This window comes from Leeuwenhoekiella sp. ZYFB001 (assembly GCF_011784865.1).
GTDB lineage: Bacteria > Bacteroidota > Bacteroidia > Flavobacteriales > Flavobacteriaceae > Leeuwenhoekiella > Leeuwenhoekiella palythoae.
Window position 1 is genome coordinate 1,985,559 of record NZ_CP050460.1, and the last position, 17,554, is coordinate 2,003,112.

Annotated in this window: 12 protein-coding genes; 6 read left to right on the forward strand and 6 right to left on the reverse strand. The window is 39.9% G+C overall.

Annotation, left to right across the window (positions count from 1 at the left end; all coding sequences use genetic code 11):
- Nucleotides 1–3: 3 nt before the first annotated feature.
- The 6 genes from HCN54_RS08710 to HCN54_RS08735 are packed head-to-tail and all read right to left on the reverse strand — an operon-like array spanning nucleotide 4 to nucleotide 12,093.
- Nucleotides 4–1,017 (reverse strand): glycoside hydrolase family 43 protein, encoded by a 1,014-nt coding sequence (locus HCN54_RS08710; protein WP_167597405.1) that lies wholly within the window; start codon nucleotides 1,015–1,017, stop codon nucleotides 4–6.
- A gap of 1 nt (nucleotide 1,018) precedes the next feature.
- Entirely contained in the window at nucleotides 1,019–2,554 is a 1,536-nt protein-coding gene (locus HCN54_RS08715) for an arabinan endo-1,5-alpha-L-arabinosidase (RefSeq protein ID WP_167597407.1), read from the reverse strand.
- A 10-nt stretch (nucleotides 2,555–2,564) separates the two neighbouring features.
- Nucleotides 2,565–4,115: an alpha-N-arabinofuranosidase gene (locus tag HCN54_RS08720; protein WP_167597409.1), complete on the reverse strand. Its 1,551-nt coding sequence runs from the start codon at nucleotides 4,113–4,115 to the stop codon at nucleotides 2,565–2,567.
- A gap of 7 nt (nucleotides 4,116–4,122) precedes the next feature.
- Nucleotides 4,123–7,431 (reverse strand): VCBS repeat-containing protein, encoded by a 3,309-nt coding sequence (locus tag HCN54_RS08725; RefSeq protein WP_167597411.1) that lies wholly within the window; start codon nucleotides 7,429–7,431, stop codon nucleotides 4,123–4,125.
- A 29-nt stretch (nucleotides 7,432–7,460) separates the two neighbouring features.
- Entirely contained in the window at nucleotides 7,461–9,008 is a 1,548-nt protein-coding gene (locus HCN54_RS08730; protein WP_167597413.1) for a RagB/SusD family nutrient uptake outer membrane protein, read from the reverse strand.
- Between the two features lie 4 nt (nucleotides 9,009–9,012).
- Nucleotides 9,013–12,093: a SusC/RagA family TonB-linked outer membrane protein gene (locus HCN54_RS08735; protein ID WP_167597414.1), complete on the reverse strand. Its 3,081-nt coding sequence runs from the start codon at nucleotides 12,091–12,093 to the stop codon at nucleotides 9,013–9,015.
- Nucleotides 12,094–12,343: 250 nt separating this feature from the next.
- On the opposite strand from HCN54_RS08735, the gene HCN54_RS08740 reads away from it, so the two are divergent.
- The 6 genes from HCN54_RS08740 to HCN54_RS08765 all read left to right on the forward strand — a co-directional run bounded on the left by HCN54_RS08740 (nucleotide 12,344) and on the right by HCN54_RS08765 (nucleotide 17,553).
- On the forward strand, nucleotides 12,344–13,042 hold the full coding sequence (locus HCN54_RS08740) for an NUDIX hydrolase (RefSeq protein ID WP_167597415.1): 699 nt from the start codon (nucleotides 12,344–12,346) through the stop codon (nucleotides 13,040–13,042).
- Between the two features lie 129 nt (nucleotides 13,043–13,171).
- Entirely contained in the window at nucleotides 13,172–14,077 is a 906-nt protein-coding gene (locus tag HCN54_RS08745; RefSeq protein WP_167597417.1) for a MerR family transcriptional regulator, read from the forward strand.
- A gap of 5 nt (nucleotides 14,078–14,082) precedes the next feature.
- A complete protein-coding gene (locus tag HCN54_RS08750) occupies nucleotides 14,083–15,555 on the forward strand; it encodes a phytoene desaturase family protein (RefSeq protein WP_167597419.1) in 1,473 nt (490 codons plus the stop codon).
- Complete coding sequence (locus HCN54_RS08755; protein ID WP_072979614.1) at nucleotides 15,552–16,391, forward strand: phytoene/squalene synthase family protein; 840 nt, start codon at nucleotides 15,552–15,554, stop codon at nucleotides 16,389–16,391. The genes HCN54_RS08750 and HCN54_RS08755 overlap by 4 nt, the downstream gene beginning before the upstream one ends.
- Before the next feature lies 1 nt (nucleotide 16,392).
- Nucleotides 16,393–16,842 carry a sterol desaturase family protein gene (locus HCN54_RS08760; protein ID WP_072979616.1) on the forward strand — a complete coding sequence of 150 codons (450 nt, stop codon included), beginning with the start codon at nucleotides 16,393–16,395 and terminating at the stop codon, nucleotides 16,840–16,842.
- Complete coding sequence (locus HCN54_RS08765) at nucleotides 16,843–17,553, forward strand: YqjF family protein (RefSeq protein WP_167597421.1); 711 nt, start codon at nucleotides 16,843–16,845, stop codon at nucleotides 17,551–17,553.
- Nucleotide 17,554 lies beyond the last annotated feature (1 nt).

Here is a 17,554-nt window from a genome sequence, read left to right on the forward strand (position 1 = left end):
AGTTTAGTTTTCTGGTTGAATTCCTTCTGAAGTCATCACGATGCGTTTGATCGTCCCGTCTTCGTTGTAGTATAAACGATCTACACAAACCGAACGGTGAAAACTGCTCCCGTTTGTTGGAATGCTTCCGTTATGATAGACGAAATACCATTTATCCTTAAACTCAATAATCGATTGATGATTGGTATTACTGTTACCCGCAACTTCATTTAAAATCCCTTTATATTCCCACGGACCGGTAATTGATTTTGACATCGCATAAGCGGTTTTTTCCGGAAAATCATAAGCATAAGAAAGGTAATACCAGTCACCACGTTTATGAATGTATGGTGCCTCAGTAAATTTAGGAAGATCAACGGTGTGGATAGGACCGTCCATCTCGATCATATTGTCTTTCAACTTTACGTATTTACAAACCTGATTTCCCCAGTATAAATACGGCGTTCCGTCATCATCAATAAAAACCGTTGGATCAATATCATCCCAGCTAATGCCGGTTTGCGTGGTCATATCGTTAGTGATCAAAGCTTTGCCTATAGCATCTTTCCAAGGACCTTCAGGGCTGTCTGCCACGGCTACACCAATTGCTTTACCGTGCTTTGACTCGTCGTGTTGAACGGTCACAAACCAATAGAATTTCCCATCCTTCTCCACTACCTCAGCAGCCCAAGCCGAATGAATTGCCCAATCAAAATCGGTAGGTTTTAGCGGTACGGGATGTTCTTTCCAATTGACCATATCATCTGAAGAATACAGCAACCACTCATCCATAATGTAGCGCTCTTCATTGTCAGGTGCCATATCGTGACCGGCGTAAATATAAACGCGACCGTCGTGTACCAAAGCCGCAGGATCTGCAGTGTATTTGTCTTTTATAATCGGATTATTATAAGACGCTTCAAGCTCTTCAAAAAGGGCTTGACCACGTTCTACACTCACCTCTTCTGTCTGTGCTGTAGTTTTGCAGCTGACTAAAAGCGCTGTTACTGCTAATACTGTATAAATCTGCTTTTTCATTTTAATTTATTTTTTTGCCCCAAATGGCAGTTCCTTCATTATTCAACCCTGACAAAAGGATCGTTGATTCAATTTTATTCTCCCAGTCTCTACCGCGCTCTACGTAGAGTTTATCTACAAATGTTCCATCACCAAAATTCAACGTAAGCCACGGCGCGTCATAACTCCATACATCATTGGCGTTAGTGTTAATACTCCCGTCAGCATTTAAAGTCAGATCAATTGAATTTTGAAAATCAGGATAGCGTTGTTCATCGGCATATCCCGGTGTGACGGTGTATCCAAAAATGATTTGTTCGTAATTTCCAACTAAGTCTGCATTAGTGATTGTAGTCTGCGCCACATCTGCAAATCGCTCAGGAGAAACAATAGGCCAACCGTCTTCCGTCCAGTGAATTTTACGGACGTGCAATACCATAAAGAAGCTGTTTTCACCTGGTCTTCCTTGATGTGCCATATAATACTGACCGCTATCGTCTTTAAATACTCCCGGATGCGAAACTCCTTGCCAACCCGAATGCTCATCAAAACGATAAGGCGCCAGAATCATTGGCCCATTATCTTCTTCCGTATTGATATCTAAACCATTATAGTCATAAAACGGTCCATCTGGAGTATCGCTTCGGCCTACGCGCACGTTATATTTGGTTTGCAGCCAATCGTACGCGATGAACATGTAATACTTGTTTTGATCTTCATTATAGATCACTTCGGGTCCCTCAATATTTCCGTTGACGATTCCATTTGTGAAACCACGTTGTGCAACTCTACTTCCTGTATCGCCGGGGCTTGCAGCAAGACCGGTTTGTGGATTTAGTTTGAGTTTATAAATTCCGTCATACGCAGAACCATAGTAAAACCAATGTTCGCCTGCCGGAGTAACCACCACCGAGGGGTCGATCGCATTGGTTTGCACGGGACCTCCCGGTTCTGATGAAACCACCAAATCCTTTTCGACCCAAGGTCCTTCAGGACTGTCAGAAGTGGCGAGCCCCATAGTGCTTAACCTTCCGGTTGAAGAAGATAAAGAATAGTACAAGCGATACTCGTCACCAACTTTCTTTACATACGGTGCCCAAAGCGCTTGAAAAGGCGTACCGCCTTTGCTTCTGATATACGCGGCGCCTTTGGCAGGCAACCCGTTAAACGCCCAACCAATCCATTCCCAATTGATCAAATCCTCTGATTTACGAATCTGAATACCAGGTCGTACATCTGAGCCAAAAGATACATCTGTATTATAACAATAATAGGTATTACCCACTTTGATCACAGAAGGGTCGTGCACGTTATACGGTCCCCAATTGGCAACATTCTCAACACCGGCAACATCGTAATAGGTATCGGTAATGTTGTCGACCGTATATACTTTTGCTGCTACAGGTTCTTCCGGCTCTTCTTCTGGAGTTGTTGGTGTTTCAGGCTCACCACCTGTTTCTTCCACCGGTGAATCTGATGAACACGAAATTGCCAATACACACCAAAAGACTAAAAGACCTTTATGTAGCAAACTTGTATTTTCGTCATTCCTTTTCATAGCAATAGATTTATTTTCCTTCTAGAACTACTACCGAAAATGCCGGCAATGTCACTTCTAGCACCCCTTTCTTGAATTTAAAATCTTTAAATCCTTCAGGCATGATATGTTTAGGATCTTCAAAAGAATTGTGATCCTGAAGTTTTTCTGAAGCTAAAATTTCAGCAGAAAAATCTTTAATGTCTAATTCGCTTAGATCAATACTCACTGTGTTTTCTTTATGTGCATCGATATTTACTAAAGAAATATGTGTTTTGCCTTCAGCATCTTTTGAAGCCGAAGCAGAAATCGCCGGAAGTTTATCACCGTTAAGTTCGTAATCTGGCGTATCTAAATCCATAGGAATCAATTGCGCATCTTGATGCACCATATACATTTTCAAAATGTGGTAGGTAGGCGTCAAGATCATTTGCTCCCCTTTTGTAAGTGCAACAGCCTGCAGCACATTAACAGTTTGCGCCAAGTTTGCCATTTTTACCCGATCACTATGGTTGTGAAAAATATTTAAGGTAGTCCCTGCGATCATCGCATCACGCATCGTGTTTTGCTGATATAAGAAGCCCGGGTTAGTACCTTCTTGTACTTCGTACCATCCACCCCACTCGTCAACAACAAGATCAACTTCTTTATTCTTGTCATATTTATCCATAATCGCCACGTGCTTGGTGATGAGCTCATCCATAAATAAAGATGACTTCATTGTGGTAAAATATTGCTCTTCAGAAAAAGTTACATCTGGACCTTTTGCTCCCCAATCGATCACAGAATAATGGTGCAGCGCAACCCCATCGATTAGGTTTTTAGGAATGTTTTTCATCAACACTTCGGTCCAGTTATAGTCTGCACTATTAGCTCCCGAAGCAATTCGGTATAAACCGGCTTCGTTGTTCCAGCTGCCCATAAACGTTGCATACTGGCGGTACAGGTTGGCATAGAACTCCGGCTCCATGTTTCCACCGCAGCCCCACATTTCGTTTCCAACGCCCCAATAGGTAACTCCCCAAGATTTCTCGCGACCGTTTTCTTTACGCAAATCGGCCATCGGGCTCGTACCATCGTGGTTCACATATTGTACCCAATCTGCCAATTCCTTTACTGTACCGCTACCTACATTTCCGGCGAGATAAGGTTCTGTTTCTAAAGCCTCACATAAGTTTAGAAAGTTGTGTGTACCAAAGCTGTTATCTTCAGTCACCCCACCCCACCAAGTGTTTACAATAGTTGGGCGATCCTCTTGTGGACCAATACCATCTTTCCAATGATAGGTGTCTGCAAAACAACCTCCCGGCCAACGCAGGTTAGGAATCTTGATCGCTTTTAAAGCTTCAATCAAATCATTACGCACTCCATCTGTATTAGGGATGGGGCTATCTTCTCCCACATAAAAACCATCATAAATAGAACGTCCTAAGTGTTCTGCAAAATGGCCATAAATATGTTTGCTGATCGTAGGCGCATCTTCCGAAGGTTTTACGGTAATGGTTGCATCTTGAGCATTAAGCACCGTAACGCTGCAAAATGCAATTACAAATGCACCTACAAGCTGTAATTTGTTCATCATAGTGTAATTATTTGGTGTTTGAATTGTGTGTAATTTTATTTGAGTATTTAAAGGTCGCTATCGTATCACCGTTGCGACCAACTAGAATTAAATCGTCATTACTGACAGGTACTTTTACAATGCTTTTTGAATCTCCTTTTAGCGTGAAACCAGAGCGTTTACGGGGAAATTCTTTAAAGCCGCCATCTTGAGTATTCAGCAAAGTAGTACCAAAAGACGCATCGTAACGCCCGCCGTTGACTTCTGCGCTGTAATCATTACCCACAAGTAACAGATCTAGATATCCATCCTGATCAATATCTTCACAAAGCATTGCATTTACCGGCGCCAGCTGCGCTGCATTAGGTAAAGGTTTTATAATAAATCCTGTTTCTGTATTTTCAATGAGTATGCTTCTCAACTCTTCGGCTTTAAGCGTTTGATACGGAGTTTTTAAAAGCTGAAGCAACTCACTTGTGTTTGCTTTTGCAAACCTGTGATAATAGAGGAATTTCTTTTTAAGTTGTGGTAATTGCTGCGTTAACTGATCTAGTGTAGCTATCGGAAAATAAGCTCCTTCCTCATATTTTGAAAAGATAGGATCTACGTAACCGTTGTTGTCAAAATCGGCATAATCTACTTTTAGTGCTTTATTTTGTCCCGAATTTAAAACCGTATTCAAGCCTATATTTCCTGCAACAAAATCTATATCGCCATCATTATCAAAGTCAGCTGCGGCCATACTATTCCATAAACCTGTTGTGTTGCTGAGGCCGAGTGCATCGGTTTTATTTTCAAACGTACTGCCTGTATTCTCCAGTACCGTTATTGGCATAAATTCGCCTGCAAGAATGAGATCGACTTTTCCGTCGTTGTTATAATCGCTAAAAGTAGCAGCAGTTACCATTCCCGCATTTTGCAGAAACGGGCAAACCTCAGCCGTTACATCTACAAAATTTCCACCGTTACTCTTCAGAATATAACTCTGCGGCGCCATTGGAAATTTCCCCGGTACCACGCGTCCTCCCACAAATAGATCTACAAAACCATCATTATCATAATCTGCTGCCGTCACGGCTAAAGTACTCGTAAGCATTTCGGGCAATGGCTGTGCTACAAAACCTGAAGTAGTATTGAAATACAAGCGATCCTGATAGGCTTTATGACCTGCATAACGCTCCGTACCTCCGCTGGTCACATACAGGTCCAACCTACCATCGTTATTGGCATCAAAAATTACTGCCTGACCATCTTCAAAAAGTTCTGTTTCCGGGAGTTCTTGCTTTTTAAAGCTTTGATCATTTTGCTGATATAAGATGGTAGAATTTTCACCATAGCTTCCGCCGATGAATACATCTTCAAAACCATCTCCATTTAAATCTCCTACCGCGAGACTTGGCCCTTGCTCAGAGTATTTGTGCATCAGCAAAGGTTGCGTAGCATAATCATTGTTAAAACGATCAATATGCTCATAATCCATTGTTTTAACCCGTGTTAGAATACCCGGTTTTTTAACTGGTACATTCTTAAGCTCTTGTGCATCCTCATAACTCAATGTCAACTGCTGATTGGTTTGTATATTTCGTTCAATAGATTGCTTGCCATCTGGCCAGTGCACAATCAAGCTATCAATTGTTTTAGTATCCTTCAGTCCGAAGTGTAATGTGGTACTCACCGTACTTTGAAAACCACGCACCGGATTGTTAGCTCTAATTTTTTCAGTACTGTCTGAATAAACACGCACAGATGCGCCAATTCCTTTTAAATTATTTTTTGAACCTTTTAAATCTACTTTTAAATAGTTTGAATCTGGTCCTAAACTGTCATTGAGGGTATTCTTATAAACAAAAGCCGGAGCATTAATATTACTTGCGATAAGGTCAAGGTCTCCGTCTTTATCAAAATCAGCATACACCGCGCCGCTTGAAATAGACGCTTCGTCAAAACCCCAAGCTTCAGTATTTTTAGTGAAGGACTGCCCATCTACATTTTTAAAAGCATAGTTAGCGACCTTAATTGCCGGCCGCGTAGCTAAACAGTCTTTAACTGCTTTTTGCAATTGGCCGCCACTACCAAAAGACGAACTTCTACTTTCTCTAAACTTCACAAAATCCATATCGGTAATGTCTTTGCCAAAACCGTTTGTTATATACAGATCATTAAAGCCATCGTTGTCAAAATCTGCAAGAAGCGGAGCCCAACTCCAATCTGTTTTATCTATACCGGTAAACTGGCCTATTTCGCTATAGGTTCCGTCACCGTTGTTGTGCTGAAGCATATTGCGCATATACTGATGCCCATAACCATAGCGTAAGGCAATCTGAAATATGTCGTATGAATTGGCTCCAGACATTAATTTTCTTCGTTTTAAATCTTCGGGCAACATATCAACGGTAATCACATCTGTAAAACCGTCGTTATCAATATCTGCTACATCATTCCCCATTGAAAAGTGACTCATATGCCCAAAATAGTTCAAGCCCTCTTCGTTAAATCTTCCATTTTGTTGATTTACATATAGTAAATCTCTTGATAAGTAATCATTTGAAATATAAAGGTCTGGCCAGTTGTCGTTATTGGCATCTAATACCGAAACGCCTAATCCAAAACCTTCAAAAGTGATTCCGGCTTCTGCCGAAACATTAGTAAAAACCGGATGTGCCAGTTGCTCATTGTAATCGTTGCGATATAACCGATCTGTATTTCTGGCGCTTCCGTTAGTTTGCATTGGTCTAACACTGATTGCAGAATTCTCAAATCCGCCGCCGGTTAATAGATACATATCCAGATCTCCGTCTAGATCGTAATCAAAAAACACCGCTTGAATAGACTCTCCCTGATCTGCCAAACCGTATTCGATTGCAGCTTCAGTAAAGGTTAAATCGCCGTTATTGATGTAAAGCAGATTGGGGAACTCACTTTTGTTCCCCATTCCACCCACACTTAAATAAATATCATCATAACCATCTTGATTCACATCAATCACACTCACTCCGGTTGTCCACTTTCCGGAAGTATCAATACCAGAAGTTGTAGTGATATCTTCAAACTGCATAGCTCCTTTATTGAGATAGAGTTTACTAGAAGTAAGATTTCCACTGAAAAAAACATCAGGTAAGTGATCGTTGTTAAAATCCCCAACTCCTACTCCACCTCCATTATAGAGGTACTCGTAATTGAGTATGTTGATCGAATCATTTGTGGTTATTGTATTTTCAAAATCAATACCCGTATAAGAAGCACTGAGACGCTCAAAGAGCGTCTCAGACTTTTTATTATCTGCACAAGAACTTACCACAACGGCAAATACTAAAACAAATAGGTTTTTGATTTTCAAGGTTTACTCTTTAAAAATTTAAACTACTCTTAGTTAGCAGAGTTAGGAACTAAATTAGGATTACGGTCTAACTCTCCTTGAGGTAACGGCTGGTATTCTCTACCGTTGGCAAAGGTGTCAAACTCATCATCATTAGCTTGTAACTGCGATAACCTTGAAGAATCTTCTAACCATCCCCAGCGCTTAATATCGTAGTAGCGTAACCCTTCAATGGCTAATTCGGTTACACGCTCGTGCGCTAATTGGTTCATAAACTGAGTCAAGTTATACCCCGCAAATTCTGCTTCTCTATCCGGAAGATTTGCACGATCACGCACACGCTGTACTTGTGCCGCTGCCGTAGGAATATCACCGGTATTCGCAAGACATTCAGCATACATTAATAATACATCTGCAAAGCGAATCACGTGGTAATTGATACCCGCGGTAAACGGATCACCTCCAGAATTTGCCAAGGTATATTTAGCTATATAATTCAAGTTTCGGTCTAAGAAATAATCACGACCGTAAGCTTGTGTAAGACCTTCTTCTTCGTGGTAGCTTAAGATAGTTGCCGCATAGCGTGGATCTAAATTTCCGTCTACGGTTCTTTCTGATGACAATTCATCAACTAAAAACTGCGTAGGGAAAAAGTCATAGAAATCAGCTCCTGAATAGGTAGGTGCCAAAGCGATAAACTGTCTCCAATTCACACTAGGATCACCACCCCAGTTGAAAACAGAATTTAAACTCTGTGTGAATTCAGCCCAAAAGATGCGACCCGGATTTGCCGCTTCTACGCTAGGATCTTGAGAAAAAAGATCTTGGTAATTCGCAGCTAGATCATAGCGTTGTGATTCAACAACTGTTCTAAAATAAGGTAAGGCAGCATCATAATCGCCTTGATATAGCTTTAATTTACCCATTAAAGATTGTGCAGCACCTAAAGTTGCTCTACCCACGTGACCGCTATCTGCGCCACTAACCGAAGTATAATCTGCCGGTAAACTTGCGATAGCCTCAGTAAGGTCTGCCTCTACTTGCGCATAAATAGTAGCTTGAGTCACCTCTTGATTTGAAGGAAAGAAATCATCTTCACTTTTGGGAACACTCAATACTAAAGGAACATTATCATAAATGTTAGTTAGATTAAAGTATGCCAAGGCTCTTAAAAAATAAGCTTGACCTAATAATCTACCTCTCAGATCTTCATCCATCTCTTCAATCAACGGAATATTCTCTAAAGCCTGATTGGCACGGTTTACCGTGATATAATACCCCTCATAACACCAGCCTACAGCATCGTCTGTACCGGGAACTGTGAAATTACTGGTCTGTTGTAAGAAAGCCCAAGGACTTCTAGATTTAGTTTCATCGCTTCGACCGTCTCCAATAACCGGTGTCATACGCTGGTACAAACCGTCTATGATCAACGTATTGTAAATCGCATCAACCGCAGCTATTGCCTGATCTTCATTGGTATAGTACGCATCAGCCGCCAAGCGGTTTGGGTTTATGATTTCTAATTCATCACCACAGCTGTAGAACAAGCTTGTGGTAAGCGCAATTAGAAAAACTTTTATCGTGTGTTTTTTCATTTTCTTAAAATTTTAATTGAGCACCAAGCATTGTTGTTAATGGTCTAGGATAGGTTCCATAGTCAAAACCAGGGCTTAATACACCTGCTTGAAAATCTGGGTTATATCCTTTATAGCTTGAAAGAACAGCTACATTTTGAAGCGTCACGTAAAAACGTGCACTTGACATATGAATGTTTTCAACAAATGTATCTGGCAGTGTATATCCTAAAGAAATCGTATTAATTCTAAAGTAATCTCCTTTTTGCAACCATCCCGGTCTGTTAGAATCTCTACCGTTGTTGTTAGGATCTAAGAATACTACTCTAGGAACTGTAGTATTTGTATTCTCTGGAGTCCAACGATTTAAGATATCCTCGTGCCAGTTTGTATATCCCGTTGTTGGCATTAAGCCTTTGTACAGGTTACTGTTGATGTAATTTCCGCCAGCTCCCTGACCAAAGATCGTAAAATCAAAATCTTTGTAACGTGCTGAGATGTTGATACCGTAATTAAACGTTGGAAGTGCGCTACCTAAGAAAGTTCTATCTTCGTCTGTAATGCTTCCGTCGCCGTCAAGATCTCTAAATCGAATATCTCCAGCAGCTGTTCCGGGAGTTTGAAATGGCGCATTGTCAACCTCTTCCTGAGACTGAAAAATTCCATCATAAACCCATCCGTAATGCTCTCCTAACGATCTTCCTACCACAGTACGAGCTCCGGTAGATGAGATCAAATCAAGACCGCCAATATCCAGAACTTCGTTGTTTACGGTATAAAAGTTTGGCGCAACTTCAAGATAGAAATCTCCAAACTGCTTTCTGATCACTGCAGAAAGTTCAATTCCACTGTTTTTGATCGAACCTGCATTAGTAAGCAATTGTGAACCAATAGAACCATTAGAGATCGGGATTGGCACATAAGTAAGTACGTCGTTTGAAGTGTTTGAATAATATTCTGCCGTAAAATCAACACCGCCATTAAATAATGTAGCATCAATACCAACACTACGCGTCACACGAGTTTCCCACTTGATGTCTTGGTCAACAAGAGCTGTAACTGCGGCTCCTATTGCACGACCGTAAGCAAATGAATATGGGATACCACGGTTGATGGTGTTTTGATACGCATAGTTCAAAATTTCTTGGTTACCTACTTCACCAATACCTCCTCTAAGTTTTAAAGCAGTAATGAATTCAGGTAATTCAAATTCGTTGTGAATTTTCCAACCTAAACCTACAGAAGGGAAATAATCGTAGCGCAATTCTTCTCTAAATTTTGAAGAACCGTCACGTCTGATATTTGCAGTAAGCAAGTATTTATCATCAAATGAATAATTCACACGACCTAGTAACGAACTGATCGCTGAGTTCTGAATGTCGTCATTAACACTGAAGTTTTCAGCATTTACCAGGTTTTTTACATAAGGCGCCGTTAAACCAACACCGGTTGCTGAAACATTGCGCGCATTAAACTTCTGATAGGTTTGACCTGCTAAAACAGTAAGGTTATGTTTACCAAATTCTTTAGTCCAGTTGATCGTATTTTCGATCAAGAATGAGCTGCTCTTTCTTGAACCATACTGCAGTTGTGCGGTAGGGTTTGGAAAAAAGTATCCTAAATCGTACTGAGGAACAAACAATTGATCTTCAATATCTGTATTATCATACTGAAGGTTTGTCTTTAATTTTAAACCTTCAATAGGCTCAAACTGTGCATAAAAATTCGCTAAAACACGATTTACTTTGGTTTGATTTTCAATAAGTGTATTGATACCAGGAACGTTAAGTGTGATCGACTGATGAATTGTAGCATCTGCCCCACCAAAACCTCCTAAGCGATTAGGATCGTAAACAGGAATGGTTGGCGCCGCTTGCAATAAGTCGTTTACCAATGATGGTCGACCACCAGGAAGTCCTATAGTAGTCGTATTGAATAATGGGTTTTCGTCAGAGTGTACGATATATACATTCTCACCAAAATTGAATTTACCCACTTCAGTATCAGAATTCACACGGAATGAATATCTTTTATAGTCAGGTCCAGAACCCACAAGCGTTCCTTCATTGTCTAAATAGTCTAAAGACACAAAGTAGCTTGTCTTCTCAGATCCACCAGAAATATTAAAGTTATGGTTCATGATATAACCATCTTTATATCCTTCATCCTGCCAGTCTGTATCAATATCATCTATATACAAATCTGAACTAGGATCATTACCAGGGGTCAAAGGCTGTCCTGCATTCGTTAAAAGTTCGCTGTTGATCATTTGATATCCTTCACGATCCAACAAAGGAAGTTTTTGAGTAATGGTCTGAATACCATAATACGAGTTTACCTCAACGGCAAACTTCTTCCCTTTAGCACCGCTTTTAGTAGTGATGATCACAACACCGTTTGCAGCACGGTTACCATAAATAGCACCTGCGGTAGCATCTTTTAAAACCTGGATAGACTTTATATCATTAGGGTTGATATCACGTATTCCTCCAGAGATAGGAAAACCATCTACAACATAAAGTGGCTCTGCACTCGCTCCTTGCCCAAAGGTTGACACCCCACGTATTCTAACACTAGGCGAAGCACCCGGCTGACCGTCACTGGTAATAGTAACCCCGGCAACACGCCCCTGCATCATTTGTGTGACATCATTAGAAGCCTGCTTGGTCATTTCTTCAGTATCTACAACACTAACGGCTCCTGTTAAATCAGACTTGCGTTGCGTACCATAACCTACTACAACGACTTCGTCTAAAGAGGATAAAGCCTCTTCTAGTGTTACGGTAAGGGAGGTCTGCTCACCCACAGTTATACGTTGCTCTTGAAATCCTAGATAGGTAAATACTAATACATCGTTTGCGCTAGCTTCAATTGAAAAGTTACCGTCAAAGTCTGTTACCGCACCAGTAGTGGTTCCTTCAACCAGAACATTCACTCCGGGAATAGGCATATTACCGTTTGAAGACAGGACGGTACCTGTAATGGTCTTGCTTTCTTGTGCTTGAGCACTCACAATGGGTGCCAAGACAATTGCGAGAAGAAATATCCCTTTCTTAAAGAGGTATTCAAAAACGCAAAGACAATCATAAAGTTTGTTTTGCTTCATGTGAACAAAAGTTTAAAAGTTAATTATAAGTGTGTATTTTACATTTCCAAATGTAAGTAAAGATATCTCAATGAAACAAATTTATTTTAAGAAAAATTTAAACTTTAGCAATTGAATATTTCAAAACAACATTGCGATAACGATTTTTTATTATTGTATTCTTAACATTTATTTTATTTTTACCCTTATTATTACATTTGCGACGGTTTAAATTCAACCTTTAATTCGGCCCCGTTAACCCATTTTTAAAATGACAGATCAACTCAATAATTACAACTCTGAAGATAAAGTGCTGCTTGCAGTAGATTGTATCATCTTTGGTTTTGATCAAGAAGACCTAAAAATTCTTTTAATTAAACGGGACTTTGAACCAGAAAAAGGCAAGTGGTCGCTTATAGGTGGGTTTTTAAAAAACACAGAGACTTTAGATGACGCCGCAAACCGTATCCTGCACCACCTTACGGGATTTGACAAAATCTATATGGAGCAGCTTTATAACTTTAGTAAGGTAGATCGTGATCCTGCTGAGCGTACCCTGTCTGTCGCCTATTACGCACTCATTAATATTGAAGATCACGACGAGCATTTAATAGAACAATATTCAGCGCAATGGTTTAGTATAGAAGAGGCACCTTCACTTATTTTTGACCACAACGAGATGGTGCGCAAAGCAATTCTTCGCTTACGCAGACGTGCTATTTCTAAACCTATAGGTTTTGAATTACTTCCCGAAAAATTCACGATGCGCCAATTACAAAAGCTTTATGAGTCTATCCTAAATGAAAAGCTCGATAAACGCAATTTTATCAATAAGGTAAATGGATTGGATGTATTGGTTAAACTAGAAGAGAAAGACATGTCTTCGTCACGCAAAGGTTCTTATCTCTATCAGTTTGATAAGGAAAAATATGATCGAAACGTTGAAGACGGAATCACGTTTAAGATCTAAGATCATCCCATTTTAAACCGTATAGCCTTTCTTAAAGCAATGCTAAAGTTTCTGTTTTGTTGAAGTTTTTACCAGTTCTATTAAACAAAACTGTACATTTGAGTAGATTAGAATACGCCAGATCTACTTATGAATACGGTCAAGACAAATTTCAGCATTAAAGATTTAGAAAGCTTTGGCGGCATTAAAGCCCACACCATACGTATGTGGGAGCGCCGATATAATCTTCTAGATCCAGATCGTACTCCTACAAATATTCGCACCTATAGTTTAGATGATTTGCAAAAACTACTCAATGTAACGTTTTTGCTAGATCACAACTATAAAATTTCTAAGATCGCTAAAAGGTCAAGTGATGAGATTGCATCGCTAGTGGCTGAGATCGTTGAAGAGCAAGATCTGGGCGCCAACCATCACGCGATCAATTCGTTTAAAATAGCGATGATGAATTTTGATCAACGTTTGTTTTCCCAGACGTATAATCACTTGCGACAGACGCTTGGCTTTAGTGAGCTCTTTTTTTCAGTATTTATCCCGCTACTAGAAAAAATTGGTTTTTTATGGCAGGCAGGGGTGGTCAATCCGGCGCACGAGCATTTTATATCTAACCTAATTAAACAGAAAATTTTACTCAATCTTGATGCTTGCATCAACACCGTTGAGCAAAAATCTGACAATCTTTTCGTTTTGTTTTTACCCGAAAATGAAATTCACGATCTGGGCTTAATGTTCTTGAATTATGAATTAGAATCGCGCGGTCACAAGTGTGTTTATTTAGGGCAAAACATTCATATCGAAAATTTAAAATACATCGTAAAGACACATAATAATCCGCATTTTGTGTCCTATCTCACGGTTAATCCTTGCGATATGGGAGTATCCAAATTTGCTGAGCATTTCAACAAAACTATTGAAGAAGAACACATTCCGCTTTATTTATTAGGTAGAATGGTTCAAAAAATTGAACAGCAAGAAATGCCCGAAAACGTCAAAATCATTAAATCTATAGAAGCTTTATCCGCTGTACTTAACTAAACTGTATGCCTAAAAAAATTACTATTCTTGGATCTGGATTTTCTTCACTTGCCGCTGCGAGTTACTTAGCTCAAGCCGGTCACGAAGTTCATATCTATGATAAAAATGCCACTTTGGGCGGTCGTGCACGACAATACAAACGCGACGGATTTACCTTTGATATGGGACCTTCCTGGTATTGGATGCCGGATGTTTTTGACCGCTTTTTTGCCGACTTTGGTAAAAAAACCTCAGACTTTTACAACATAAGCAAACTTGACCCGGCGTACCGGGTCTATTTTGGCAAGCACGATTCTATTGCCATTGGCGATTCTTTAGGCAAAATCAAAGAAACTTTTGAAGCTATTGAGCCCGGGAGTGCACAAAAATTGCAAGAATTTATTGACGATGCGGGAAACAACTATGAAGTTGCTATTAAAGATTTGGTGTATAGACCGGGCGTTTCTCCGCTGGAATTAGTAACTCCACAAACGATAAAAAAGATAGGGAGCTTTTTCAGTACCATCAGTCGCGATGTGCGCAAGGCATTCAAGAATCCTAAACTAATTCAGATTTTAGAATTTCCGGTTTTGTTCTTAGGAGCAAAACCCAGTGATACTCCCTCCTTTTATAGCTTTATGAATTATGCTGATTTTGGAATTGGCACTTTTCACCCAAAAAAAGGAATGCACGCTGTAATTGAAGGTATGATTACTTTAGCGGAATCTCTAGGAGTACAGATGCACGCCAATAGCAATGTGGAATCTATTGTTACCAAAAATAATACCGCAACCGGGATCACTGTTAATGGAAAAACTATTAAAGCCGATATTGTACTTAGCGGTGCTGATTATCACCATACCGAAACACTTTTACCTAAGAATTTAAGACAGTATTCTGAAACATATTGGGATAAAAAAACCTTTGCGCCCTCTTCTCTCTTATTTTATGTGGGATTTGATAAAAAGCTAGATAACGTAAATCATCACACGTTATTTTTTGACACTGATTTTGACAAGCACGCCGTAGAAATCTACGACAAACCTAAGTGGCCAGATGCTCCGCTATTCTATGCCAATTTTCCATCAATCAGTGATAAGGCGATGGCACCAGAAGGTAAAGAAGCCGGATTTTTCTTAATTCCACTCGCTCCGGGCTTGCACGATACTCAAGAACTACGTGAGGAGTATTTTGATCGTATCATCAATCGTTTAGAAGAACTTACGGGGCAATCGGTTAAAAAAAATATTATATTTAAAGAGTCCTTTTGCGTAAAAGACTTTGTGGAGCAGTATAATTCTTATAAAGGCAATGCCTATGGTCTTGCAAATACCTTATTGCAAACTGCATTTTTAAGACCAAAACTAAAAAGTAAAAAAGTTGCTAATTTATATTTCACAGGTCAGTTGACAGTTCCCGGACCGGGAGTACCACCTGCCCTAATTTCCGGTAAACTAGTGGCCGGTCTAATAACTAAAAATGACAAGAAAAAGAAATGAAACAAATTTTTGACAACGTATCGCTAGCTTGTTCAGAGACGGTCACGCGCTCCTACAGCACTTCTTTCTCCACAGCTACAAGAATGCTCGCTCCCAGCATAAGGCAGGACATACACAACATTTATGGCTTTGTGCGCTTTGCCGATGAGATCGTAGACACCTTTCACGCCTACGATAAGGAAAGCCTTTTTAATCGATTTGAGGCTGATCTGGAAAACGCTTTAGAGGAAAAAATTAGTCTGAATCCTATTCTAAATTCTTTTCAGCACACCTTTCATACGTATAATATTGAGAAACATCTGGTAGATGCTTTTATGAATAGTATGCGTCTGGATCTTTCAAAAAGTAAATATTTAACCGAAGAAGAATACAAAAATTACATTTACGGTTCGGCTGATGTTGTTGGCCTGATGTGTCTAACGGTTTTTGTTAAGGGAGATCGAGAGAAATATGACGAACTCAAAGACTGTGCTATGAGTCTGGGTTCGGCGTTTCAGAAGGTAAATTTTTTAAGAGACTTAAAAGCTGATCACGAAGAATTGAGCCGAACGTACTTTCCAAATACCAATCTTAACGAACTCGACGAGGCTTCTAAGCAAAAAATTATTGTAGAAATCGAAGCTGATTTTGCAAAAGGTCTTGCGGGTATTTGTAAATTGCCGGTAGAAGCAAAATTTGGTGTTTACACTGCCTATCGCTATTACCGTAAGCTTTTAAGCAAGTTAAAAAGTACGCCATCACTTGAGATTAAAAATGCGCGCATACGCGTTCCTAATTATGTAAAGGCCTCTTTACTTGCCCGCAGTTATGTAAAGTACCGCCTAAATCTTATTTAACATGCAAATAGCACTCTGGATTCTCGTATTCTTACTCACCTTTGCCCTTATGGAGTTTATGGCGTGGTTCACCCATAAATATGTTATGCACGGGTTTTTATGGTCGTTACACAGAGATCATCATCATAAAGATCACGGCTCTTGGTGGGAACGCAATGATTTTTTCTTCATCTTCTACGCCTTAATCAGTATTGGCTGTTTCTTATTATGGCAATATGAAAATGTATGGATTGGTCTTCCTATAGGACTTGGTATTTTTGCTTATGGCGTGACGTACTTTATGGTACACGATATCTTTATTCATCAGCGCTTTAAACTTTTTAGAAATGCCAATAATTGGTATGCAAAAGGAATTAGACGCGCGCACAAAATTCATCATAAACACTTAGGAAAAGAAGAAGGAGAATGCTTCGGGATGCTCCTTCCGCCAACGAAATATTTCAAAAAGTAAATGAGTTTTCTTACCGCTTCGTGGAAAAAGCTATGTTTTGCGAATTACGCGATCGATCCTGAAATTCTTTTACCCTACGTTCCCGCCCATACCGAACTTGATTTTTTTGAAGGGAAATGCTACGTGAGTCTCGTAGGTTTTCTTTTTGACGATGTCAAACTCAAAGGCATTACAATTCCTTTTCATAAGCGCTTTGAAGAAATCAATCTTAGATTTTACGTTAAACATTTTGACGGAAAACAATGGAAACGCGGTACCGTGTTTATTTCAGAAATCGTACAGAAACCGGCAATCGCCTGGGTTGCAAACACACTGTATAACGAGCAATACAGTGTGTATAAAATGCACTACAAACATGATTTAAATCACGATGAAAATTTCTTCAGTTATGGCATTGAGCTCGAAGAGCAGTGGCAGCTCTTTCAGGTAGCGACTGCTCCTGAACCCACAACTTATGCTCCCGGAAGCATCACCGAATTTATTACCGAACATTTCTGGGGCTACAGTCGTAAATCAGCAACGGAAAGTTGGGAGTACGAAGTCAAACATCCGCTTTGGAAAGCCTATGAGGTTCTTGATTATGAAATCATTTTTGATCTTGAAAAGCTGTACGGAGAAGCCTTTGCTGAACTCGCAACCAGAGATCCTGACAGCATTCAATGTATGGATGGCTCTGCGATTAGTATAGAAGGTAAAAAACTGATCAAATAGT

What these genes read in the sequence shown, in the direction of transcription:
- HCN54_RS08710 (WP_167597405.1), bottom strand. Translation starts at nt 1,017, where the DNA reads ATGAAAAAGCAGATTTATACAGTATTAGCAGTAACAGCGCTTTTAGTC.
- HCN54_RS08715 (WP_167597407.1), bottom strand. Translation starts at nt 2,554, where the DNA reads ATGAAAAGGAATGACGAAAATACAAGTTTGCTACATAAAGGTCTTTTA.
- HCN54_RS08720 (WP_167597409.1), bottom strand. Translation starts at nt 4,115, where the DNA reads ATGATGAACAAATTACAGCTTGTAGGTGCATTTGTAATTGCATTTTGC.
- HCN54_RS08730 (WP_167597413.1), bottom strand. Translation starts at nt 9,008, where the DNA reads ATGAAAAAACACACGATAAAAGTTTTTCTAATTGCGCTTACCACAAGC.
- HCN54_RS08735 (WP_167597414.1), bottom strand. Translation starts at nt 12,093, where the DNA reads ATGAAGCAAAACAAACTTTATGATTGTCTTTGCGTTTTTGAATACCTC.
- HCN54_RS08740 (WP_167597415.1), top strand. Translation starts at nt 12,344, where the DNA reads ATGACAGATCAACTCAATAATTACAACTCTGAAGATAAAGTGCTGCTT.
- HCN54_RS08745 (WP_167597417.1), top strand. Translation starts at nt 13,172, where the DNA reads ATGAATACGGTCAAGACAAATTTCAGCATTAAAGATTTAGAAAGCTTT.
- HCN54_RS08750 (WP_167597419.1), top strand. Translation starts at nt 14,083, where the DNA reads ATGCCTAAAAAAATTACTATTCTTGGATCTGGATTTTCTTCACTTGCC.
- HCN54_RS08755 (WP_072979614.1), top strand. Translation starts at nt 15,552, where the DNA reads ATGAAACAAATTTTTGACAACGTATCGCTAGCTTGTTCAGAGACGGTC.
- HCN54_RS08760 (WP_072979616.1), top strand. Translation starts at nt 16,393, where the DNA reads ATGCAAATAGCACTCTGGATTCTCGTATTCTTACTCACCTTTGCCCTT.
- HCN54_RS08765 (WP_167597421.1), top strand. Translation starts at nt 16,843, where the DNA reads ATGAGTTTTCTTACCGCTTCGTGGAAAAAGCTATGTTTTGCGAATTAC.